The sequence below is a fragment of the Clostridium sp. CTA-19 genome (assembly GCF_054767855.1).
This window is the reverse complement of record NZ_BAAABH010000005.1, coordinates 114,653-138,833: the sequence shown is the minus strand read 5'-3', so window position 1 is coordinate 138,833 and position 24,181 is coordinate 114,653. Positions and strand designations below refer to the sequence as shown.

The window sequence follows — 24,181 nt, the reverse complement described above, 5'->3', positions numbered from 1 at the left end:
TTTGTATTTTTTGTAAACCCTATAATAAGCCCTATAATAAAAATATTTAAATATCGGAGGAAGATTTATATGTGCGGAATAGTAGGTTATTTTGGAAACAGAGAAGCAGCACCATTACTAATTGAAGGATTAAGCAAGCTTGAGTATAGAGGATATGACTCAGCAGGTGTTGCAATAATCGAAAATGGAGAAATTGAAGTTACTAAATGTAAAGGAAGATTAAAAAATCTTGAAAATAAATTAGAAGAGTCTCCTATACATGGAATGGTAGGAATAGGTCATACTAGATGGGCTACTCATGGACAGCCATCAGATGTTAACTCACATCCACATTCTAATAAAGAACAAACTATAAGTGTTGTTCATAATGGAATAATAGAAAACTATCTAGAATTAAGAGAATGGTTAACTTCAGAAGGTTATGAGTTTAAATCTCAAACTGATACAGAGGTAATACCAAACTTAGTAGATTATTTCTATGAAGGAGATTTATTAAAAGCTGTTATAAAAACTACTGAAAAAATGGAAGGAAGTTATGCTATAGGAGTTATAGCTAAAAACGAACCAGACAAATTAGTAGCAGTAAGAAAAGACAGCCCACTTATAGTAGGTATTGGAAAAGAAGAAAGCTTTATAGCATCAGATATACCAGCAGTACTTGCTCAAACAAGAGATGTATATCTATTAGAAGATAGAGAATTTGTTATTTTAACAAAAGAAGGCGTTAAAATAGTAGATTCTAATGAAAATGTAATAGAAAAAGAAGTTTATAAAGTAACTTGGGATGCTGATGCAGCTGAAAAAGGTGGATATGAGCACTTCATGTTAAAAGAAATTCACGAGCAACCAAAGGCTATAAAAGATACAATGACATCTAGAATAGTTAAAGGTCAACCAATAAAATTAGACGATATAACTATAACTAAAGAAGAAATCAAGAAGTTAAACAAAGTTTATATCGTAGCTTGTGGAACAGCTTACCATGCTGGAGTAGTTGGAAAATACGTTATAGAAAAATTAGCTAGAATACCAGTTGAAGTTGATATAGCTTCAGAATTTAAATATAGAGATCCAATCATTGATGAAAATTCATTAATGATAATAATAAGCCAATCTGGAGAAACTGCAGATACAATGTCAGCATTAAGACTTGCAAAAGAAAAAGGTGCAAGAGTAATAGCTGTAACAAATGTAGTTGGAAGTACAGCATCAAGAGAAGCGGATGATGTATTATACACTTGGGCAGGACCAGAAATAGCAGTTGCATCAACTAAAGCTTATGTAACTCAATTAATAGCAATGTATATAATCGCATTATTCTTTGCACAAAATAAAGAAACTGTATCTAATGAAAAATTAGAAGAGATAAAAGAAGAGATGTTAGCTCTACCAGAAAAAGTAGAAAAAGCATTTGAGTGTAAAGAGGCTATTGAAAAAATGACTGCTGAAACTGTAAATGAAAAAGATATGTTCTTCTTAGGAAGAGGACTAGACTACGCTGTAGCACTAGAAGGTTCTTTAAAATTAAAAGAAATATCTTATATTCACTCAGAAGCATATGCTGCTGGAGAATTAAAACATGGTCCAATAGCATTAATAGAAGAAGGAACAGTTGTAGTAGCTTTAGGAACACAAGAAGAGTTATTTGATAAAACAGTAAGTAACGTTCAAGAAGTTGTTTCAAGAGGAGCAAAAGTTTACGCTATAGCTAAGGAAGGACACAAAGAAGTAGAGAAAACTGCTAACAGTGCAATCTACGTTCCAAGAGTAATGGACTTACTAGCACCAGTAGTAACAGTAATACCACTACAATTATTCTCTTACTACATGTCAATAGCAAAAGGCTGTGACGTAGATAAGCCAAGAAACTTAGCAAAATCAGTAACAGTTGAATAATAAAAGAAGATAAAATACAGGCCGTATCAAATTTGATACGGTCTTTTTATATGTAAAATTATATCAAAAACAACTATAGTATATAAAATTAAGTTAATTTATTGTAAAGATAATTAGAATACTAGTTTAGGGGACTGGCTTTGATTTATAAATTTATTAATCAATAATTTGGGAGAGCAACATATTTAATCGAAGTAAATGAACTACCGGTGCCTGTCCCTTTTGTTATGGAGGTATACATAGAATTTAAAACTTTATATATATTTTAATGAAAAATAGGGTTAACTTTATGTACGCAATTGAAAGCTTATAATATATTTAAATACTAAAATTACTTTTGACTATTTTAAGATTTTATAGCGAGATTGATGCCAAGAAATAATTTAAAACGTTATTCAGGAGAATGCCAAAGAAACTCTAATATATTTTAGTCCGATTCTTAAGACTGAATTGCTGAATCGCCGTCCATGGCTAGGCAGTGGCAAAGTCCGTCCTTGGACTTTGGTCATAAAAATCAAACAAAAATATATAAGATTTTCTAATATCATTCTCAATGAAGTACTTATTTAAGTTTTTTCTTATCACATTAGGAATCAAAGCTTGATTTTCTCTCTTTTTTAATGATAAGAAATTGAAAGAAAAAATTGAACAACTTTGTTCTTAGGTGACAAGATTTATAGTTTTGATTTTAAATAAATTTATTGTACATTTGAATAACAAAAGTATCAGATTGAAAATGAACTAGGATTTGAGTTAGAGTAGATATAATTACCTAATAAAAAAGGTAATAGAATAAAAGCTTATACATACTGCTGATTTAAGTAGTGGTTCCAAATGGGATAATTATTTTGAATGGCTTAAGGATGTGGTTGAAAAGTTCCAAAAGATATTTAATAAATAAAGAAAAAAGTATCTATGGAGAATAATTATATAGAAATTAAAGTGATATGAATAGATAGTGTTGTTTGCTTATTATAAAAGACTTTATGTAAGAAAGTATATATTATCCAGAGCGAATAAACTTTTATAAAAAAGAGATATGGATAATAAAATTTCACTCTTAGTCATAGCATTTTGGTTTGTCATAGTCCTGTCCTTTGTTGCATATATATTATTGATTTTATGCAAAGGGAGGAGAAATTAATGATATATAGGTTTTATGACGGAGCGCCAGATAAAACTGTCAGTTATGTTGAAACAATACTACCTTTAATCGGTAATGTTACGGAATTTGAGGTGTTTAGAAATCAGGAAGATACACCATATGTAGTAATGGAAGATGATGAGAAAAAACTATATACATTTATATTAAAAGATAATAACGATAATGAATTCTGGTTATACACATTATGTGGCTATCATGGATCTGGACCTAATGCTACATTGAAAATTCTTCAGTTACTTGGATTAAAAGAAGATTTTGAGATTTGTGAAGAAGAGAATACTCATATAAGAAAGAAAAACTTAAAGCCTATCCATAAATTAAACTTGATGATAGTACAAGACAAGGCAGAAGGATATAGTGATGAAATATTAGAACATAATTCTATGATTTCTATTGATTTTAAGTATGCTTATCAAAAACACAATTTGATTAAGGTATTAAGAGCGTTGGGATATATGCAGCATGTATTGCCTAATGATAGAACGTTTTATGAAAAGGCTTATTTATTTGATAATTTAGAAGTACCAGAATATGAATACTATTACTATACCAATTATATTCTTACCTTAAACAGGAGATTAAGAAATTTTTCATTTGATCAGGTACAGGCTTTAATGAAGGAAATAATTAAGAACAATGGTGGTAATATTTCTTATGAAGCCATGATTAAATATAAGTAGTACACATGCTAATATGAGATTGTAAATAAATTATTATTTAAGAATAGTAGTAGAAATACATGGTAAATAATAGTGCATATATGCAACTAATTTAAAATTTAGAATATATACAATTAAGACAAATAGTAAATCATTTATATGAAGTTATTGATTTTTGAACAAAAATTAATTTGTATTTTGTTAATACACTTATAAAACTTACATCTCATGAAATAAACTATAAGAAAACAAATATGATTAGAACTATGGTTAAAATATGATAATTTTAACGTGTTAAGGAATTTGAGGATTCTGATTTTTAACTAAGTATAAATAATGATTAATAGTATAGGTGACAGTTATTAAGAAATTAATATATTATTAAAATTTAATAACTGTCATTTTGAGTGCAAAATGAAATTAAAAAAACTATACCTATTCTTTCACTTGTACTTGTTGTGAATCCAATGAATGTCTTTGCATAAAGCAGCACACAATATAATCGCATAACAAACTATATGAATCCAGGAACCCATATTACTTTTGATAAGAATAAAAATATAGTAATCCTTGAAAAAGGAGATTATATAAAATTTCGTATACAAGTTAATATAAATAAAACAACAAAAGAACTTAGAGGTGTTGTATTGTGATATCAAAAATATTTTCGGATATGTTAAGCCGTAAGAAAAGTATTATGAAATATATACTATTAATTTTAACTATTTTTTTTATTGTTATTTTATTTATTTTTAATAAAATGAATAGTAAAGCAGTAATAGGTAAAGTTGCTCAAGGCAAGGGTGAATGGCTAATTCTGTCTGTTACCAACACTAATACTGATAATAAAAGTGATATATGGATGGTAGATACTGAGACTCAAGTAAAAGAAAAATTGGTAGGTAATAGAGAGCCAATGATATCAGGAAAGGTTAATACTGCGGGAGATATCTTAATTTATTCTGACGCTATTGGAACTGGACCTTGGGATGTATTTAGGCTTAATATTCCCACTAAGGAAACCTATCAAATTACTAATGATTCTTTAGGACAATTTAATTTGCATTTCGGTGATGAAGAGGGAAATATTATATTTGCAAAGAGTGGAGATAAAAACTCTCCAATTCCACAAATATCACGAATAGATGTTAATAAAAAGGAAGGAAAAACTATTGAATTAGGTTCTCCAAATCTAGGCGTACAAGATTTTGATATTGGTGATAATAAAATTATCGCATTAGCGTTTCCTTATGATGAATATGTGACGAAGAAATTCAAGGAAAATAATGATTTGGCAAAAATTAATTACTATATTATAGAAATGAATATGGATGGAAGTAATAGAAAGGTAATAACTGAGATAAAGGCCTCAAGATTAGATTCGATTTCCTTATCAAAGTCGAAAGATTCTATCATACTAGGTGGAATAGGTGTTAAGGATAATGAAAAGGGATTTTATAAGCTAGATTTGAAGAGTAATAAAATAGATACTTTGCTAACTCAAGAACAGCTTGGGAAACCAAACGAAGTTTATGAAATCTCTCAACCTTATATTGCAGCGCTGAGTTCTGATGGGAAAAAACTTTATTTTGCTGCTGTACCCACTGGGACAAGTGAAAAATCTATTTATGGCAATATAACAGTTTATCCAAACGCCTTGTATTGTTATAATCTAGAGGATAAGAAATTAAAGGAATCTTTCAAGATACCTGACACATTTATTTCTAACATATCCTTTACTTATAAATAAATATATTAATTATACAGGTGGCAACTATAGTCACCTTTTTTATTGTATAAAAAATTGAATTTTAAAAAAATTTATTAAAAATAGGGTAAAAACTTTCTTATAAACTTTAAGTTTAAAAGCAAATAAAAGAGCCTTCTAAGCTAGAAGGTTCTTATGGAAATCTTTTATTTTCTTACAATAGGTGCATAAATTTGAATTTTGGATGTACCATCTTTAAAATTAGCATCGTATACCTCAAAACTAGGAAGTTTTGAGTAAACATATTTGTTCTTGGTATAAACTGTTTGAGGTTGTTCAAGACCTTGCTCACTTAGCCATGTCTTGAAAAAATATTTCCAAAACTCTCCGCTAGTTTCCATGTCTAGGGTTGTATCAAATACTGCGTATTCGCAGGTATCGAATCTACGAGCAATACAACCGGTAGGCAAGTTGTCAAGTGTAGAAACTTCTACGCCAATCATATATTTAGCTGTATCATTTTCTCTTGATTCATGAGTCATACCATATACTACTGGGTAATTTACTTGATGAAGAATAATTTCCGTAGGTAAAGGTAAATACAGCTAATTATTGTTTTAACATGTTGAGGACGTGATAATGCCCCAAACTAAAAACCGTTCGCTATGTGGGTGAGATTAAGTTCTTAAGAAAAGAGCATCATGTTTTTGTTATAATAGTGATTGTTTAAGCCTCTAAGATAACAAAAACATGATGCTTCATGGCACAAAGTTTAGCACATACAAAGTGGATGTGCAAGTATCATATAGTATTCACCCAAAAATATAAAAGAAAGATAATATATTATAAGTTAAAAGAAGATATAAAGGAAATAATAAAAGATTTATGTAAATGGAAAAGCGTAGAAATATTAGAAGGACACATGATGCAAGATTATATACATATCTTAGTATCAATTCCACCAAAGATAAGTGTATCAAGTTTTATGGGATATCTTAAAGGGAACAGTGCAATGATATTTGATATATATTCAAGTTTAAAATATAAATTTGGAAATAGGCACTTTGGGGCATATGGATATTGTGTGGGTACTGTAAGTTTAAATGAAAAACAATAGCAAAATATATAAGAGAACAATAAAAATATGATTAAATGATGGATAAGATTACAACAAAAGAATTAGAGAACCCTTTTAAAGGGATAATTAAGTAATCAGTTCACAATGGCTTGAAAAAAATGAAAACTAACACAATTTAGGTGTTGGAAGTGATACACCATTATAGGGCTTGAGCAAGCCATCCGTTTTACGGGTGGTTATGACTGAGATTTAATAAGAGTCAAATTCAATCATATTAACAGAATTATGCTTTTGTCTTATATTAACTTCTTCTATTTGAGTTCTATAAAAACTATTAAAATTTATTTAGTTTCTTTCAAAATCTTTGTGGTTTATTTTCATGTTTTTTATAATTGCAAAATTAGTCTATAAAATTTTTAAAGGATTTTGATTTTATGTAGTAGTTTCTTCTTATAATTAGTGTAGGTAATTAGAGATTTAGTTATGATTTAAATTAATAAACTATTAAAATTAAATAAATTAAATAAATTAATCATTTTAAAAAGGAAAATATTACATTATATAGAATATTAATATATATTAATACAATATTTTAAAAAAATATAATATTAATGTAAAATAATTAAGTAGGGAGGTAAGTTTATGGAGATACTTGTAAAAGGATTTTCACAGGGGGCAGGTACATTTGGATCAATGTGTACTTGTGATTGTAATTGCAATTGTAATTGTAATTCTGATGGTATTCTAGGACAACTTCAGGGTGACATTGAATGTGTACGTAAGTGGGGATTCCGTGGATGTGGAGATTGTGGTAGATATACGCCTAGAAAATAGTTGAATTTGAAGTTAAAGTAGAAAGGTATTTTATTTATTTATCTACTTTAACTTAAATTTATAATTAAAGAAGAAATGTTTGGAGGAAAGTTAAATGAATTATAAAAAATCTTTTTATAATATAGAAATCGATAGAAAATTAAATAATAAAATACTTATGTATAATTCCTGTTCAGGTGCATTAGCATTAATGGATAAAAATACATATGATTTATATTCTAATATAGATAAATTAGAAAACTTTGATAAAGTTGGTATTAATGAAATTAATGAAATGTATGATAATGGTTTTATTATAGATGAAACTGTTGATGAGTTTAAAAAAATAGAGTTGATAAATAGATTATCTAGATATAATACTAGTGGATCGTTACATATTACAATTGCACCTACATTAAGATGTAATATGAAATGTCCTTATTGTTATGAAAAAAAGGGACACAAAGATATGTCATCCGAAGTACAAGAAAAGCTTATAGATTACATTAGTAAGTATCTAAAAAAACATAATGAAATTAAAAATTTAGATGTTTCATGGTATGGTGGAGAACCTTTATTAGTAAAAGATATAATAATTAATTTATCGGAAAAATTAATATCGTATTGTAAGGAGAATAATATAAATTATACTTCTACAATAATAACTAATGGAGTTTTATTAGATAAAATTACAGCTAAAGAATTAAGTGAAAAATGTTTAATTAAAAATGTTCAAATAACATTAGATGGTATAGAAGAAACTAATAATAAGACAAGAATGTTAAAATCAGGAGAAAATAGTTTTAAGTTAATAACTAAAAATATTGAATCTGTAAAAGAGATAATTAGAATATCAGTAAGAGTAAATGTTTCAAAGGAAAATTCAAATGAATGTACTTTATTATCTGATTATTTTATAAAACAAAATTGGAATGAAATTGTAGATTTATATTTTGCCCCGGTGCAAGATTCTGAATATTCCGATGAAAAAACATCTAACATAGTTTATAATTGTGAAGAATTCAATGATAAATTAGTTGATTTACAAAATAATCTTGTTCAATCTAATATATATAATAATTTAAACTATCCAATAAATTTTGAAGGGTGTTCAGCACTTAGTGTTCATAATCTTGTTATAGATCCAGAAGGTAATTTTTATAAATGTTGGCATAGAATAAATTTACCTGAACATCAAATAGGTAATATCTTTGAGGGAATAAAATTAAATAATGAATATACAAGTTGGCTTTTGCTTGATATACCTGATAAGTGTGTGAAATGTAAAACTTTTCCCATATGCAGATCTGGTTGTCCAGAAAAAAGATTTCTAGATGAAAATGCAGATATTTGTGAATATCCAGAAGATCATATTAAAAAAGTAATTGATATATATTATAGTAATATGTATAGTCAAAATAATAAAATTTTAGAAGAAGTTTAGAAAAATATGTGTAAATTTATTTTTAAATATTTAAAAAAATATTTGGTGAGCATTATAGTTTTAATTATTATAAGCATCGTTCTTAGTATTATAAGCATTATTAACCCTTTGATATTGAGTACTTATTTAGATAAGCTTTTATACAAAGTTGAAAATTTTAATATATTAAATTTTATATATATTTTAATATTTTTAAATATAATATCTTTAGCATTATCTTATGTTAAAAATATTATTATGGTTATTGTAACTAATAAAGTGAATTTTGATATAACTTATAAAGTTTTTGAGCATATAAAAAGATTACCAAGTGAAACAATTAATAATATGGATATGGTCTACACTAATCAGCAATTAGAAACTGATAGTAATGCTGTAATTATATTCATATTAAATAATATAATTACTATTATAATAAATTTTATCACAATAGTAATTATAACAGTTATGATTTCAAATATAAGCATTAAAATTAGTGTAATTTTATATACAATAATTCCATTCTATATTATATCTTATTCATATTATAAGAAAAGAATATATAAATATGATACTGAAGCGAAAAAGGCTCGTAATAATTATACATCTATATTAGTAAATCAACTTAAAAATTTGAAGGTACTTAAGCTAAATTCATGTTTCATCCTATTTAAAGAACAAATGAAGAATGGATTTAATATATATTATAAAAAAAATTTAAAATCATCAATATGCAATTCTAATTTTACAGCTATAGGCAATGCTATCTCTGCTTCTTCTACATTAATTTTATTGTTTATAGGATTCTATGAAATTTTATGGAATAGAATTACTGTAGGCGAATTTTTAATTATAAATAACCTATATCCTGTACTTGTTAGTAATATAAATTATTTTTTTAATTTAGGATCTAACTATCAAATGACTCTTGTTTCTTACAATCGAATTTGTGAAATACTTAATAAAGAAAAAGAAGTAAATGGATTAAAATATATACCACAAATTAATACTATAAAATGTAAAAATATTGAATATAAGTTTGGTTCAAAAAATGTTATAAAAAATTTTTCATTTAAATTTAATAAAGGGAAAATTTATAAAATTAAAGGTGACAATGGTAAAGGGAAAAGTACACTTATTAACATGATAGCAGGAGTTTTAACTCCTAAAAATGGAAGCATAACTTTTAATGACATTAATATAAAAGAACTTAATTTGTATGACATTAGAAAATATAATTTTGGAATATGTGAACAGGAACCTAGTCTTATATCAGATACAATATTTAATAACATTAAACTTGATAATAATAAATTAACAGAAGAGAGTATATATGAATATGTAGAAGGTTTGAATTTGAACAAAAATAATTTAAATTATATAATTAATAAGGATAATATTAATCTTTCAGGGGGAGAAAAACAAAAGATATCTCTTGTTAAGTGTTTTTCTAAAAATAGTGATATTATTATTTTAGATGAACCAATTTCAGCTCTTGACTCTGAGAGTGTGTTGATATTAAAAAATTTAATATTATCTAAAAAGAGAGAAAAAATAATAATTCTTGTTGCTCATGGTGATTTTGGAGATGATATAGCGGATGAATTAATATATATTTAAATTTTAAATATAATTTGAATAATAAATAAGATATAATGATTATCATAACTTAAGTGAATGTATTAAATTATGGTATATTTAAAAATATGTTAAGTAACTAATTAACAACAATAAGTAATAGTGATTATATTTAATTATATTTTTGCCAAGAAGATTTATGCTCATATAAGTTAACAGATCGGGGAACATAATTAGGGGGATATTATGATTTTAAAAAGAAAGGTTTATTTAAAAATTTTTATAATACTATTAATAAGTGGGGTTATGACGATTTCAGCATGTTCAGGAAAGTCTTCAGAAAAAGAATATATATTGAACAATATACAAGAACTTAAATTGGAAGATTGTAATCATAATTCAGAATTTGACTATATTATAGATGATATAAAGGATAAGCGTGTGGTAATAACTACTGAATCTCATGGCATAGCTGAAAATGATCTTATTAGAACTAAAATAACTAACTATCTAATGGATAATTGGGATTTGAAATATGTTTTAATAGAAGATGGGTATGCAGGTGGTGAAATATTAAATAAATATATACAAAATGGAGATGAAAATAATTTAGAAGAGTATTCCAATATATGGCTAAGTAAATTTAATACAAAATCAGATTTAAATTATTTAAGAACATTGGCTGAAAAAAATAAAACTCGTCCAAGTAATAATAAGATAAAAATAATAGGTATTGATGTTATAGAGGATTCATTGTCTATAGAATATTACTTCAATATTGTAAAAGAAAATAAAAATTTATCAGAAGAGCGAGTTAATGAACTAAATAAATTTTTAGAGACAATAAAAGATGTTGATATTTTAGATAGCGATTATCATATAGTAGAGAATAGTAAGCAAAGAAGACTTGATGCTATAAATCAATTAGAGAAAGAATTAGAAACAAATAAAAAAGAATATGAAGAAACTTTAGGGGAAGATTTATACAATATTGAATTTATAATTAATAATATAAAAAACATGCAAGAATTAAATGGCTTGAGTTTTGACGATGCACACAACAATAAAGAATCTTATGAAATTAGAGATAAGTATAGTTATGAAAATTTTAGAGAATTAGATAATCATTTTAACTTAGATAAATGTTATATGCATTATGGTGGGCTTCATGGATATCAAAAAGAATTTAATGGAGTTAAATTTTTAGCATCTTATATGCAAAATGATGAAAAGCTAAAGGGAAAATTATATTCCATTAACACTATTTATATGGAAGGAAACAGGTATGATTATGGTGAAGGTCATCCTACATCATTTTATAGTATTAATGATAATTTGAAAAATATATTAAATGATTCTAAATATAATGGTAAGGATGTATTAATAAAACTTAATGGAGAATCTAGTCCGTTTAAAAAGAAAGTTTCTGCTACTGCATTTGCATTTGAAGATAGTCAGCCTACAAATGAAGAGAAGTTTAAAGATAATAAGGGCGTAACCACTGATTATTATCAAAGTATAATTGTAATAAGTAAACCTACAGCAGTGGAATGGAATCTGGAAAAGTTTATTCGAAAATAGATAATCAGTTCATTAAAAAAATAGCTGAATTATTTATCAAGAGGTAATTTATAAAAAGTATTAAATCAAGGTGACAGTTATTAAGAATTTAGTTTTTAATAACTGTCATTTTAAGTTTATACTAAATTTTGTTAGCAACTATATTACATAAGAGGTTAATTTTCAAATAATAAAATCAGTAATAATAACTATTGTTAATAATTCAAAAAATATTTTAAATTAAAGTTCCCCGTTCAAACCTTATAAAAACTTTATATTTATTTTTTATAATAAAGTAAATTGTTAAAATGAGGGGTGAAAAGATTGAAAAAAACAATTGTAATGGAAAACGTGAGCAAGACAATTAAAAGAAAAAAATTATTAAGTAATGTTAATTTTGAAGTTTCAAGTGGTGAAATAACTGGGTTTATTGGACCAAATGGTGCAGGGAAAACAACAACTATAAAAATATTAACAGGATTAATTAGACCAAGTAGTGGTACGGCATATGTGAATGGAAAGGACATTTCAAAATCATTAGAAGGATTAAAAGATATGGGAGCGATGGTTGAATATCCAATTTTTTATCCTTATTTAACAGGAGAAGAGAATTTAAGAGTATTAGGTATGATAGATAACTTAGAGAAAAGAAAAAGGGAAGAACGAATAAAAGAAGTAATTGAATTAGTAAATTTAAAAGGGCGTGAAAAAGATAAAATTAAAGAGTATTCATTAGGAATGAAACAAAGGTTAGGTATAGCGCAGGCATTACTAAAAGATCCAGAAATATTAATACTTGATGAGCCTACAAATGGGTTAGATCCAATAGGGATGAAAGAATTACGAGATATAATAGTTAAAATAAATAAGGAATATAAAAAGACAATATTTATTTCTAGTCATTTGTTAGATGAATTACAACAAATTTGTGATAACTTCATAATTATTAATAATGGAGAGATTTTATTTGAGGGAACAAAACAATCATTGTTAAAAAAAGGAGAGAAATTAGAAGATGCATTTTTAAATATATTAAGGGGTGAAAAACTTGATAAAATTATTTAATGCAGAAATATATAAATTTTTAAAACGAAAAGATAATTGGTTGTTATTCGCTAGTATACCTATTTTAGTATTTTTATCAGTTCATATGTTTAAAAAAAGTAATTTATCATTAGAAAGAAATAATACAGGCTTTGTGAATAGTTTGAATTTCCCATATCAAATAATTCAGGAACAATTAATATTGGCTGTAAATATACTAATTCTTTATTATGTAACAAATTTTATAATTCAAGAATTAAAAAATGGTGAAGCAAGATTTGTTTTTACTAGATGCATTAGTAAATTTCAATTCATACAGAGTAAAATTATAGTAATTTCTTTAGCTCTTTTATTATTTTATATATTAATTTTTATTTTTTCTTTATTATTTGGAAAGTTATTTTTACCATATGGAGATTGTATATATAAATTTTTTACAGAAGAAAAATTAGTTGGATTAGATGCATATAAATATGCAATTAAATATTATGTGATTGCATATTTATCAAGTTTAGCAATGTTGATGTTTTTAACATTGTTAGGGGTATTTTGTAAAAATTCTAATATTGCTTTTGCAGTAGGATTGGCAGTAGTGATAATAAGTTTAATATATCCTGAAATAATAGCAATGATAAGTGCAAGTAAAGTTGTATTTTATATACAACTTACATCTATAGTATTTATACAATTTAAAGGAATAGCACTTTTTTTATCTCAACCAGGATTTAATATTATAATTTGGATTTGTTTAATTTATATAGGTTTATCATTATTTTTACTAATGTTATTTTGTAAAAATAATGATTATACTTACTAGGAGGAATGATATGTTTAATTGTATAAAAAGTGAATTCTATAAATTAAGTAAAAAGAAAGGAACTTATATTTTAATAAGTATAGAAGCAATATTAGTTTTTGTTATTGCATTTTTACTAAAGGATATAATTTCAGTTATATATAATCATAGTAGTAGTGATTCAATAAGGATGATAACAGATAGACTAAATTTACCTACTGCAGTATTATCAGAGATAGGGGTTATGATAACTATTATTTTAATACCAGTTTTAATTTCAAATAACATTTCTAAAGAAAAAAGTGACGGTCAATTAAGAATAATACAGTCTAGGGGAATAAATAAAAGTAGTGTAATAATATCTAAATATATTTTTAATGTCATTTTAATAGGAATAAATATTATATATATATTTATATGCACCATAATAGCTTCTTTAGTTTTTTATAATAAAGTTGGATATAGCTCTTTTATTTTAATAGATGAAAAGTTAACGTTAGGGCAAAGTATTTTTTATAATATAAAGTTTTTTTGTGTGTTTTTTTTAATATGTATAACCCTTATTAGTTTAGCAACAATCATAAATGTTGTTATTGATAGTAGTATATTTGCTATTGTTAGTAATATTGGATGTTTATTTATAGGTAGTTATTTATACAGGCCTATAGCTAAAATAACACTTAAAGCTAGTGATTTTATCATTGAAATCATATCAAAAAATAATGTAGCTATATGTTCCTTGCTATTAATACTAACATCTATAGCAATATTAATATTATCAAATTTAATTTATAAGAAAAAAGATTATAAATATTAATATGTACAAGTTATATATTTATAAACTATTAACTAAGAAGGTATTTTATTTTTTATTATAGAATTATGTTTATTATTAGTAGTATTTTTATGATAATTGGTCATTAAAGTAATTGAAATATAGAAATAATTTTATGAGTTTATGTTAAAGTGTACTTAATGTATATTAAGTAATTTACTATGTTTATAGATGGCCTAAAAATTTAAAATATATTTTTATTATAATAATTAAGAGGGTTGAAATGAATAGAGTTTTAATAGTAGATGATGATTTTGAGATGTTAGATATGATTAGTGAATATTTATCTATAAAAGGTTTAGAGGTAAAAAAAGCCCATTGTTATGATGAGGCTATTAAATATATAGGTAATGTAGATATTATTTTGTTAGATGTTATGATGCCTAATATAAATGGATTTACAATATGTGAAAATATAAGAGATACGGTGGATTGCCCAATTATATTCATTAGTGCTCGTAATTTTGAAGAAGATATAATTAAAGGTCTAGGAGTTGGCGGAGATGATTATATTGAAAAGCCTTTTAGAATAGGAGAGTTATATGCGAGAATATTATCTCATTTAAGAAGAGAGCGAAGAATAGTAAATAAAGAAAAAAATATTTTAGAAAGTGGTAACATTATTCTTGATATGAGGGCGAAAGAAGTAAGGTGTTTAGGTGAGGTCTTAATGTTATCTAGAAAAGAGTTTGATATTATAGAATTATTAATGATTAATAAGGGATGTGTTTTTTCAAAAGAGCAAATATTTGAAAAAGTGTGGGAATATGATTCGGAAAGTAATTTAAGTACAGTGGTAGAACATATAAAAAATATTAGAGGTAAATTAAAGGAAGTAGACAGTAAAACAAGTTATATAAAAACTGTATGGAGTGTTGGGTATAAGTGGGATGTGGAAAATGTTTAAAAATTTAAAGCTTAAAAAATTGCTTAGCAGGATGGTTATATATATTATTTTTTTTACAATTATAACTACAATAATTGCAGAAGGAATATTAGTTATCTTACTAAATAATTCTTTCGCAAAAAAAACAAGTCATTATTCTAATTTACTTCCTCAAGTAGAGCAGTATATTCAAGATAAAAAAGTGGATATTTTAGATGAAAAAGAAATAAATTTTGAAGAAATAGATAGCAATTTTAAAGGTGAATACGTTGGAATAAATGGAAAACATGTTTCGGGAGAATATTTATTAGATGAAGATAAAAGAAAAAATATAATAAATAATTTAAACCGTAATATATATGATCATAGTGATGCGTATAAATTCATAGGTATAATAGATAGTAATTTAAATTTAAAAGGTGCTTATGTTATTAAATATCCTTTTAATATATTTAAAAATAATTCTGATAATAAATTTTTTTTACCTATTAATATAGCAATATTAATTTCTCCATTTTGTATATTAATATTTTATTTGATAGTATTTACTAGGTTAGCATACATATCTATAAATAGTGATATAAAGGATTTAAAAATAGTCATAAAAAGAATAGAAGATAAAGATTTAGAATTTGAAATTATTAATAATCACGATACGGAAATGGGAATGTTAATGAGATCTGTAAACACCATGAAAAATACACTTAGGGAATATATTGAGAAAAATATAGAGGTTGAGGAAGAAAAAAGATTTATTATAAGGACAATTACACATGATATAAAAACGCCTTTGACAATAATACTAGGTCAGACTGATATGATAAAAGAAGTTAGTAATGAATATCAGAATATAGAAAAATACATAAATTCTATCTTAAGAAATTGTAATAGAATTTATATATTGATTAAGGAATTAAGTGTCATTTACAGTATGCAAAATAACAATATAAATGTAAATTTAAGTGAAGAAAATTTAATTAAGTATATAGATGATAAGGTAGAAGAATTTGAATCTATAGCAAAATTAAATAATATAAATATTAAAAAAGAATATCACTTATCAAAAGATATATATAGTTTTGATAAATTGCTATTAAATCATATATTAGATAATTTATTTTCAAATAGTTTAAAATTTGTAAAATCAGAAGGTAGGATTGGAATTAAGATAGAGGAAAAAGAGAAAAAATTATACTTTACTTGTTATGATACTGGCCCTGGATTCAAAAATGTTAATATAAATAAAGTGTTTGAAATGTTTTATATGGGTTGTCATGAAAAAAATAGTGAGAATTTTGGGCTAGGATTATATATTTGTAAAAAGATAGTTATTAAGCTTGGTGGAGAGATAAAAGCATATAATAATGAACTTAATGGAGCAACAATTAAGTTTTACATTCCGATTTGTTAAATATAGGTGACAGTCATTAAAAAATTAATTTTTAATAGCTGTCACTTTAAATTAAATAAGTATATATTTTAAAATATATATGATCAAAATTGTTTTTAAATTATGAGTTTTTAGTGTTTTGAATTTTTTTATAGTTTAATAAAGTACAACTTAATAACCCTAACAATATAGCAATCCAACAGATTGCATCATAATGTCTAATGACACTTGGGTCGGTTTTGATAGAGTCTTTTATATACATTGCTCAAAAGCATAACAATAAAATTATATAAACTAAATTAAATTTATTGAATTTAGTTTTATTTATATACAATAATTGTAATGAAAAGTATATTATGATTAGTATTAAATAAATTATTAAATCATTTAAGTTTATAAATACAGGATTGATAATTGTAAGTCTCATTGCAAAGAGCATAATAAGTAGAGTAAATATAGCTAAAATAATAGTAAAAAGTATATCTAAAATATTTTTCATAGAAACCTCCAAGTAATTATATATAAATACAATTTAACAAATAATACAATAATAGTATCATATTGTATTATTAATGAAAAATTATATTGAGAAATATTATCAGTTTAATATATGAATTAAAAGGAGTTAAATAATATGTTATAGAAATAGATATATATTATATTTAATATTTGGGGGGATAGTTATGAAGATTTCAGTACTTGTTGCACAATTTCCTATAACTTTTAATATAAATGAAAACTTAGGATACATAATGTCAGTATTAGAAAAATCAAAAGAGGATGATTTAGTTGTATTACCAGAAGGAGCGTTATCAGGATATAGTGATGATGTTAGCTTTCTTAAAAATATAAATGTAAAAGAACTTAAAAATGCAATGAAGCTATTAAAAGATGAAGTTATTAAAAAAAGGGTACATTTAGTATTTGGTTCCTGTGTTTTTGAAAATGAAACATGGTGCAATGCTGCAATAGGTTACTCTTATAATAATCCAGATTTTATATATAAAAAGTTAAATTTGGCATTTCATGAAAGAGGGTATTTTAAAGAAGGAGATAAGTTGGAAGTTTATCCAATTAAAATTGGAGAAAAAACTATAAATTTAGGAATACAACTTTGCAGAGAAATTCGCTTTCCTGAACAGTGGAGATTGCTTGCAAAACATAAAGCAGACATATTTATATACTTAACGAATGCTGTACAAGGAAAAGGCATTTCAGTGTGGAGAAGTCACCTTGTTAGCAGAGCTGCAGAAAATCAAAGATTTTTAATAAGTGCTAATAATGCCCATGTAAATCAACATTGTCCTACAATGATTATTTCACCACTTGGAGAAATATTAAAAGAATGTGTTAATGATAAATTTTATTATTTTATAGAAGAAATAGATCTTAATGAAACATCAGATTGGTATATAAGCCAATGTAGAGACGACATAGGATTATAAATATATGTGACAGTTATTAAAATTTGACCTTTTCAAATATTTAATGACTGTCACTTTGAATTATAAAATTTGCCGAATGGCAAAACAAGATACTTTATATTTTATCCAAAAATGCTTTAGCTATTTTTGCAAATTCTTCTCCATTAGATATAACAGATGGATGAAATCCTTCCTGAAATATATATTTTTCTGCTTGAGAAATTTCTTGTAAGATATCATTATATTCAATCTCAAAATTATTCCTAATCATATCGTCATTGTTACTACCTGTAAGCAATAATGGCACCTGTAATTCAGATAGTGATTTATGAAATGGACTAATATTCTCATGTGCAAATTTTAATAAAGAGTTTGTGTCATTATCAACAACACCTTCCCAATCTTGGCCTTGGCATAAGCAATAGAATTCTCTTGCCATTTCATTTTTCTTGGATAGTGTACGTTGTTCTAATAATCTATCTGCAAAATTTGAAGTAAGTGATTTCCCATCAAAACTGTCTGCAATTACTTTTTTGACTAAATCCGGTCTTTCTAAAGCAACATTTATTGCAACCCATGCACCTCCACTTGTTCCTAATAGATTAGCTTTATCACATGACAAAAATTCTAATAGTGAGATTGTTTGCATGGCTTCATCAAACCAAAGCTCTAATGGAAACTCTTTCAATCTTTCAGAATTTCCATGCCCCAGAAAATCAATTGAAATAACCCTATATTTGTCAGTGTATAAATCTATAATGTAAGAAAACATTTTTGAAGAAGCTGTATTACCATGTAATAAAACTAATGGTATACCTTCACCTTTTTCTTCGTAGTAAATTTTTTTCCCTTTGTATTCAAAATATGCCATATAAAAACCTTCCTTCTTATATAGTTTAGCAGTTACTAGTGATTTATCTCAAGAACAATTAAATAACTTATTTTAGGAAGAATAGTAGGTAATTAATACTTATTTGGATAAAATAAAGTGGATATATGCTATAATTAAAAAATAGTAAAAAATAACATATATGGTAGGGGGAGCGTTATGGAAGGTGTTATTGAATTAAAAGAACAGTTAAAAAATATGAGAGATAATGATTGGATTATTCCTGAAAAAGTAAACAACTATGATTTAGCGCTTAAATGTTTAGAAAATATAGGGTCAATAGATGCGGAATTAAGAGATAATCTTATATTAGAGCTTCTTTGTAATATGATTGTAGAAAAAAAGTTAACAGATAAAGAAGTAAAGGATATATTAGAATTAGTATTAAGTGAAAAACATTTATTTTATAATATTGGTAAAGTTGGGGATGATTCTGTTTTTAAAAGGTCATTTAGTGTATTGATTGTGGATTGCATTGTATATAGTCACAATAATGAATGTAAAATTTTTAATAATGAAGAAATAATAAGAATATATAAAAAGGTAATCAAATATTTAAATGAAGAAAAAGATGTAAGGGGATACGTAATAGATAAAGGATGGGCGCACACAGCAGCACATACTGCAGATGCACTTGCTGAAATTGTAAAATGCAAAGAAATAAATGAGAAAAATTTAATAGAGATATTAGAAGGTATAAGAAAAAAGATTTGTATAAATTACTATGTTTATACAAATAACGAAGAAGAAAGATTAGTAACAACGGTTATTAATATAATGGAAAGAGAAGATATATCTAAGGAAAAAATTATAAATTGGATAAAAAGTTTTGAAAATATGGAGAAGACAAATGTTTATCCTGATGATCATAATTTAATGTGTAATCACAAGGGATTTTTATCAGCATTATATTTTAGGCTTAAAAGAAGAGATATAACTGAAGACTCTCTTCATATTATAGAAGAAGTGATAAATAAAACAACACCAAAGTATTTTCAATAGTATATATGTAAAAAGATAAATAAAATTAAACACTTTACTCTCAAAGTACAAGAATATATACCTGTGTGAAAGCACAGGTTTTTTAAAAAAATAAAATAATAAATATTTTAAATAGGCATATTTTAAAATACATTATAATATATTTAAAATAGAATTTATTATAATAAATGTTGATTATATGGTGTAAAATAAAAAAATTAAAGAAATTTAGTATGTTATTTACATTTTTTATAAAAATTGTTATGATAGTAATGGTGAAATTAATATGTATTAAGTGAATAGAATAAATAAAATAGCTAATAATTTAAGTAGAAGTAGTGGTCAGACTACTTCTACCAATAAAGATTAAGTCCTAAAGATATTGATTAATCATATTTATTATATGTTTGATTAATTTCTTTAGGGCTGTTGTGTTTTTTGTTGATTTGATGTTTTCTTGACTATGTCCTAGAACTGTTATGGTAACTATTGCAAGTTCTATGATTTTATTAATTATATGTGTGTTGTTAGTAAATCTATACCAGAAAAACATCGATACAACACTGACCAGAAAAACACTAAGAATATACTTTAACCTAGTATATTCTAATCTTTCTTTTGTATTTCTGTATGATTTTTTATAAATCATATAAATAAATATTTTTTCTTTTGTAAGGCGTCTACATTTCTTTTTTTTGCTTACTGATTCTCTAATTTTAAATCTTTTTAGCATTATATAACGCCCCTTTCATTATTAAAATTATTTGATACCATTACGATACCTTGGATAAATGTTGAGTAATATATTCAGCATTTATTGGAAGTATCGCAATGGATTAATAATTTTATTAAAAGGTATAAAAACTTAAATATAAGAGAAATAGATATTAAAAAGAAATGTATTAGTAGATTGATTTGTGTTGAGGCGATGTTTTTAAAAAACCTCCTTACCACTAACTAAATTAGATTTTAAATTTAATTTTGGTTTTTTAAATATCATCTATATACCCCCTCATATGAGTGTAGAATTAGCTATACTATAAATAATATAGCTATACTAATAATAACATATTTTACAATAAATGTTTGTAAAGGAACTATGATTAATAAAGTTTTTTTATTTCTTATATGTAAATAAAATATAAAATATAACTAATCCGACTTAAAATAAGTTTGAAATATGTAGAAAAATACAATTAAAATAAAATGAACCCTAAAATATATACCATAATTGAAAGAAGTATCTATTTTGAAGGGTTCATTTTAATTTTGCTTTATTATAGGGTTCAAGTTTACTTTTTAAACTATCCATTCCAAAACTTGGATACCTAAAATAGTGAGACATGCTCCGAATCACTTAGAATTCAACACTGCATCTTGTATGAAAATATTTTAAAGTTATTGAATAAATTTAAATTGGAGCTTGTTTCCCTATATATTTAAAACAAGTTTATTAATAGTAAATTTAGTTAAAAACAATGTGATAATTAAAATGTATCTAAGAGTAATCAACGAATTTTCTTTAAATATCAATATGAATATAAAAGAAATAGATATTGTTATTAATGATTTTATTAAAGCCCAAAATTTAATTTTCTTGTATAACTTAGTAGAAATTTTTTCCTTTTCAAACAAGGTGGTTAAAACTTCTTCACTAAATACAAAATAAACAAATTTATTCTCAAATCTATTATTAAATATAGAAATAAGGCCGTTTAATAAACAGAAAATAAGAGTACATAATATTATAATTAAAATATAAAAAAACATTTGTATCACCTACTTAATATATAATTTTAAATTTTTACAATCCACAATAAAATAAAAAAAATGTATGCTTTATTTTTAGATTCAATAGCATTTACGTTTTTTCCTTCTAAAATAAAAAAGACATATGCCTTTTGTTAGACATATGTCGTCATTTATATCTTTACTTATGAATTTTTATATATATAATTGGTTGGTCATATCCGAAGGTTCTTTTCCCGTTAACCTCCATTGATTCAGATACTTCTAATGTTCCTTCTGAAAAGCGTTCAAATAGTGTAAATTTAAGAACTGGAGAGAACATGCTTACACTTCCACCTTCCCATACATTGTCTTTCAAAGTATATATTGCTGGTGTGAATTTTTCTGATATTTTTAAACTATTATAATCTATTGATTCTAATTGTTTATATGTAAAAGTATTTTTATCATATCCTTTTGGAAGTTCATAAGAAGTTAATTTAATTCCTTCATTTTCTTCTGTAAATAGAAATAAATGAGGAGATGAATGGGGTTTTCCATCGGAAGTATAATAACTTTCTTCTACAAGAAAAATACCCTGAAAATCTTTAGGGAGATTTGTTATTTTATCATTGCATATAGTATTTACATGTTTGGCAAATGGAAAATTTGTAATTCCTCTACTTTCCAATTCTTTAAATTGTTCAGAGTTATCAAAACTTCCTGCTAAAATATTAATAAAATTATTTAATTTGTTCATAGAATATCCTCCTATCTTAAATTTAATATATAACGATTATAATAATTATACTCTTTTAAAAAAAGTATTTACATGTAGTTTAATTATCTAAAAGTATTATTTGAAAAAAATATTATATTATACTGATGCACTATAGGAGAATGAGTATAGGCGTAAATTTAAGCCTAAAATTCCAAAATTATAGTGTTGAAAAGTAATAAATTTAAATGAGAGCTTACTCAAATAAATTTATAGAAGGTATATAAAGAAAAAAATTGAAATAAGCCATATATTGAAAAAATGGAGGGGAAAATATGATTTTAAAGTTAGATGATTCACATAATATAGAGTTATTAAATTTTCTTAAAGTGAAAAAAGAGTTGAATTTATTTATGATAAGTGATCTAGAGAATTATGGGTTTAATAAAGATTTTCTAGAGTATTGGGGAGAATTTGATGAGAATTATAAATTAATAGCTGTATTGATGAGATTTTATGAAGATTTTACTATTTATTCTAAAGAAGAATTTGATGTCTTAGGGTTTTCTAAAATTATAAAAAAATATAATTTTAAATTGTTAGGTGGAGAAAGAAAAGCTGTAGAGAAGTTTGGTAAATATATAAATGCAAAGGAAAAGCGAAATATGTATTTTGCAAAATTAGATAAAAATGATGATTTGTATAAAGGTGAATTATTAAAAAAAGCAATAAAAATTGAAGTGAAAGATGCAGTGAAAATCTTGGAACTTCATGAAATTATAAATGATGGAAAAATCATAGAAGATGTTAAAAGATTTCAAAAAAAATTTATTGATAAGACAGGAAGAGGATATTACTTATTAAATAACAAAAATAAAGTTGTGTGTAGCGCTGAAACTACAGCTGAAAACAGTTATTCTGCAATGATTGTTGGCGTTTGTACACATATAGATTATAGAGGGTGTGGATATGCAACGGCTTTAGTTTCTAAATTGTGTATAGATTTACTTTTAGAAGGGAAAACAGTATGTTTGTTTTATGATAATCCAATAGCAGGTAAAATTTATAAAAATATTGGATTTATAGAAATTGGTTTTTGGAGTCTATGGAAAAGCGAAAAATGTTAGTTTTTACATTTTATAAAAATATAGATATATAGATATGAATAAATATATATAATAAATTTAAAGTTAGCAATACTGTATTGACAAAGAAAAAATGAAAGTTTATTATGTTTATATAGATAACTATAAATATAAAGGGGTGAAAAACATTTGAAATGTTATGATGAAAATGCAAAAATAATAAAGGCATTATCAGAGGCTAATAGATTAAAAATAATTGATATATTATCCTGTGGAGAAATGTGTGCTTGTGATATATTGGAACATTTTGATTTTACACAGCCAACACTTTCACACCATATGAAGGTGTTGATGGATTGTGGAATTGTACAATCTAGAAAAGATGGATTATGGAGTTATTATGCTCTTAATAATTCTAACTGTAATAAGCTTATTTTATTTCTTATGAATCTTATAACAGATACTGATGAATGTATTTGTAAAGAAAAATCTAAATGCAAATGTAAGTATGACTAAAATTATAGG

General features: G+C 24.9%; 20 protein-coding genes and 1 pseudogene. 17 read left to right on the top strand and 4 right to left on the bottom strand.

From position 1 onward, the window contains the following. Positions 1-69 precede the first annotated feature (69 nt). The 3 genes from glmS to ACYUE0_RS04620 all read left to right on the top strand — a co-directional run bounded on the left by glmS (position 70) and on the right by ACYUE0_RS04620 (position 5,470). A complete protein-coding gene (gene glmS / locus ACYUE0_RS04630) occupies positions 70-1,896 on the top strand; it encodes a glutamine--fructose-6-phosphate transaminase (isomerizing) (RefSeq protein WP_460269670.1) in 1,827 nt (608 codons plus the stop codon). 1,143 nt (positions 1,897-3,039) lie between these two features. Beyond that, positions 3,040-3,741, top strand: a complete 702-nt coding sequence (locus ACYUE0_RS04625; RefSeq protein ID WP_460269669.1) for a hypothetical protein — start codon at positions 3,040-3,042, stop codon at positions 3,739-3,741. Positions 3,742-4,417: 676 nt separating this feature from the next. Continuing rightward, on the top strand, positions 4,418-5,470 hold the full coding sequence (locus tag ACYUE0_RS04620) for a hypothetical protein (RefSeq protein ID WP_460269668.1): 1,053 nt from the start codon (positions 4,418-4,420) through the stop codon (positions 5,468-5,470). A 164-nt stretch (positions 5,471-5,634) separates the two neighbouring features. Here ACYUE0_RS04620 and ACYUE0_RS04615 read toward each other — a convergent pair whose 3' ends face one another. Beyond that, positions 5,635-6,006 carry a GyrI-like domain-containing protein gene (locus ACYUE0_RS04615; protein WP_460269682.1) on the bottom strand — a complete coding sequence of 124 codons (372 nt, stop codon included), beginning with the start codon at positions 6,004-6,006 and terminating at the stop codon, positions 5,635-5,637. A gap of 182 nt (positions 6,007-6,188) precedes the next feature. Between ACYUE0_RS04615 and tnpA the strand changes: the two are divergent. The 11 genes and pseudogenes from tnpA to ACYUE0_RS04560 all read left to right on the top strand — a co-directional run bounded on the left by tnpA (position 6,189) and on the right by ACYUE0_RS04560 (position 18,276). Beyond that, positions 6,189-6,580: pseudogene (gene tnpA / locus ACYUE0_RS04610) on the top strand (IS200/IS605 family transposase). 568 nt (positions 6,581-7,148) lie between these two features. Beyond that, positions 7,149-7,340 carry a hypothetical protein gene (locus tag ACYUE0_RS04605; protein WP_460269667.1) on the top strand — a complete coding sequence of 64 codons (192 nt, stop codon included), beginning with the start codon at positions 7,149-7,151 and terminating at the stop codon, positions 7,338-7,340. A gap of 94 nt (positions 7,341-7,434) precedes the next feature. Further along, positions 7,435-8,763: a radical SAM protein gene (locus ACYUE0_RS04600; protein ID WP_460269666.1), complete on the top strand. Its 1,329-nt coding sequence runs from the start codon at positions 7,435-7,437 to the stop codon at positions 8,761-8,763. A 6-nt stretch (positions 8,764-8,769) separates the two neighbouring features. Beyond that, positions 8,770-10,362 (top strand): ATP-binding cassette domain-containing protein, encoded by a 1,593-nt coding sequence (locus ACYUE0_RS04595; protein WP_460269665.1) that lies wholly within the window; start codon positions 8,770-8,772, stop codon positions 10,360-10,362. 204 nt (positions 10,363-10,566) lie between these two features. Next, complete coding sequence (locus tag ACYUE0_RS04590; RefSeq protein ID WP_460269664.1) at positions 10,567-11,901, top strand: erythromycin esterase family protein; 1,335 nt, start codon at positions 10,567-10,569, stop codon at positions 11,899-11,901. 303 nt (positions 11,902-12,204) lie between these two features. Then, complete coding sequence (locus tag ACYUE0_RS04585; RefSeq protein ID WP_460269663.1) at positions 12,205-12,945, top strand: ABC transporter ATP-binding protein; 741 nt, start codon at positions 12,205-12,207, stop codon at positions 12,943-12,945. Next, positions 12,929-13,741: a hypothetical protein gene (locus ACYUE0_RS04580; protein WP_460269662.1), complete on the top strand. Its 813-nt coding sequence runs from the start codon at positions 12,929-12,931 to the stop codon at positions 13,739-13,741. The genes ACYUE0_RS04585 and ACYUE0_RS04580 overlap by 17 nt, the downstream gene beginning before the upstream one ends. Positions 13,742-13,751: 10 nt before the next feature. Beyond that, the gene (locus ACYUE0_RS04575) at positions 13,752-14,537 is read left to right on the top strand and encodes a hypothetical protein (protein WP_460269661.1); all 786 of its coding nucleotides are present in this window, start codon (positions 13,752-13,754) and stop codon (positions 14,535-14,537) included. A 241-nt stretch (positions 14,538-14,778) separates the two neighbouring features. Beyond that, the gene (locus ACYUE0_RS04570; RefSeq protein ID WP_460269660.1) at positions 14,779-15,462 is read left to right on the top strand and encodes a response regulator transcription factor; all 684 of its coding nucleotides are present in this window, start codon (positions 14,779-14,781) and stop codon (positions 15,460-15,462) included. Beyond that, positions 15,455-16,852, top strand: coding sequence for a HAMP domain-containing sensor histidine kinase (locus ACYUE0_RS04565; protein ID WP_460269659.1), 1,398 nt, complete (start codon positions 15,455-15,457; stop codon positions 16,850-16,852). Before ACYUE0_RS04570 ends, ACYUE0_RS04565 begins: the two co-directional genes overlap by 8 nt. A 662-nt stretch (positions 16,853-17,514) precedes the next feature. After that, on the top strand, positions 17,515-18,276 hold the full coding sequence (locus tag ACYUE0_RS04560) for a carbon-nitrogen hydrolase family protein (RefSeq protein ID WP_460269657.1): 762 nt from the start codon (positions 17,515-17,517) through the stop codon (positions 18,274-18,276). Between the two features lie 94 nt (positions 18,277-18,370). On the opposite strand, the gene ACYUE0_RS04555 is transcribed toward ACYUE0_RS04560, so the two are convergent. Next, entirely contained in the window at positions 18,371-19,126 is a 756-nt protein-coding gene (locus ACYUE0_RS04555) for an alpha/beta fold hydrolase (protein ID WP_460269655.1), read from the bottom strand. A gap of 177 nt (positions 19,127-19,303) precedes the next feature. Here ACYUE0_RS04555 and ACYUE0_RS04550 point away from each other — a divergent pair, with 177 nt between their 5' ends. After that, the gene (locus ACYUE0_RS04550; RefSeq protein ID WP_460269653.1) at positions 19,304-20,146 is read left to right on the top strand and encodes a DUF2785 domain-containing protein; all 843 of its coding nucleotides are present in this window, start codon (positions 19,304-19,306) and stop codon (positions 20,144-20,146) included. A gap of 352 nt (positions 20,147-20,498) precedes the next feature. Here ACYUE0_RS04550 and ACYUE0_RS04545 read toward each other — a convergent pair whose 3' ends face one another. Together ACYUE0_RS04545 and ACYUE0_RS04540 are read right to left on the bottom strand one after the other, a co-directional pair. Beyond that, positions 20,499-20,858: a hypothetical protein gene (locus ACYUE0_RS04545; RefSeq protein ID WP_460269652.1), complete on the bottom strand. Its 360-nt coding sequence runs from the start codon at positions 20,856-20,858 to the stop codon at positions 20,499-20,501. Positions 20,859-22,055: 1,197 nt separating this feature from the next. Next, on the bottom strand, positions 22,056-22,613 hold the full coding sequence (locus ACYUE0_RS04540) for a hypothetical protein (RefSeq protein WP_460269650.1): 558 nt from the start codon (positions 22,611-22,613) through the stop codon (positions 22,056-22,058). Positions 22,614-22,906: 293 nt separating this feature from the next. Here ACYUE0_RS04540 and ACYUE0_RS04535 point away from each other — a divergent pair, with 293 nt between their 5' ends. Together ACYUE0_RS04535 and ACYUE0_RS04530 are read left to right on the top strand one after the other, a co-directional pair. Beyond that, complete coding sequence (locus ACYUE0_RS04535; RefSeq protein WP_460269649.1) at positions 22,907-23,698, top strand: GNAT family N-acetyltransferase; 792 nt, start codon at positions 22,907-22,909, stop codon at positions 23,696-23,698. A 147-nt stretch (positions 23,699-23,845) separates the two neighbouring features. Next, positions 23,846-24,172, top strand: coding sequence for an ArsR/SmtB family transcription factor (locus tag ACYUE0_RS04530; RefSeq protein WP_216450655.1), 327 nt, complete (start codon positions 23,846-23,848; stop codon positions 24,170-24,172). The last annotated feature ends 9 nt before the right edge of the window (positions 24,173-24,181 follow it).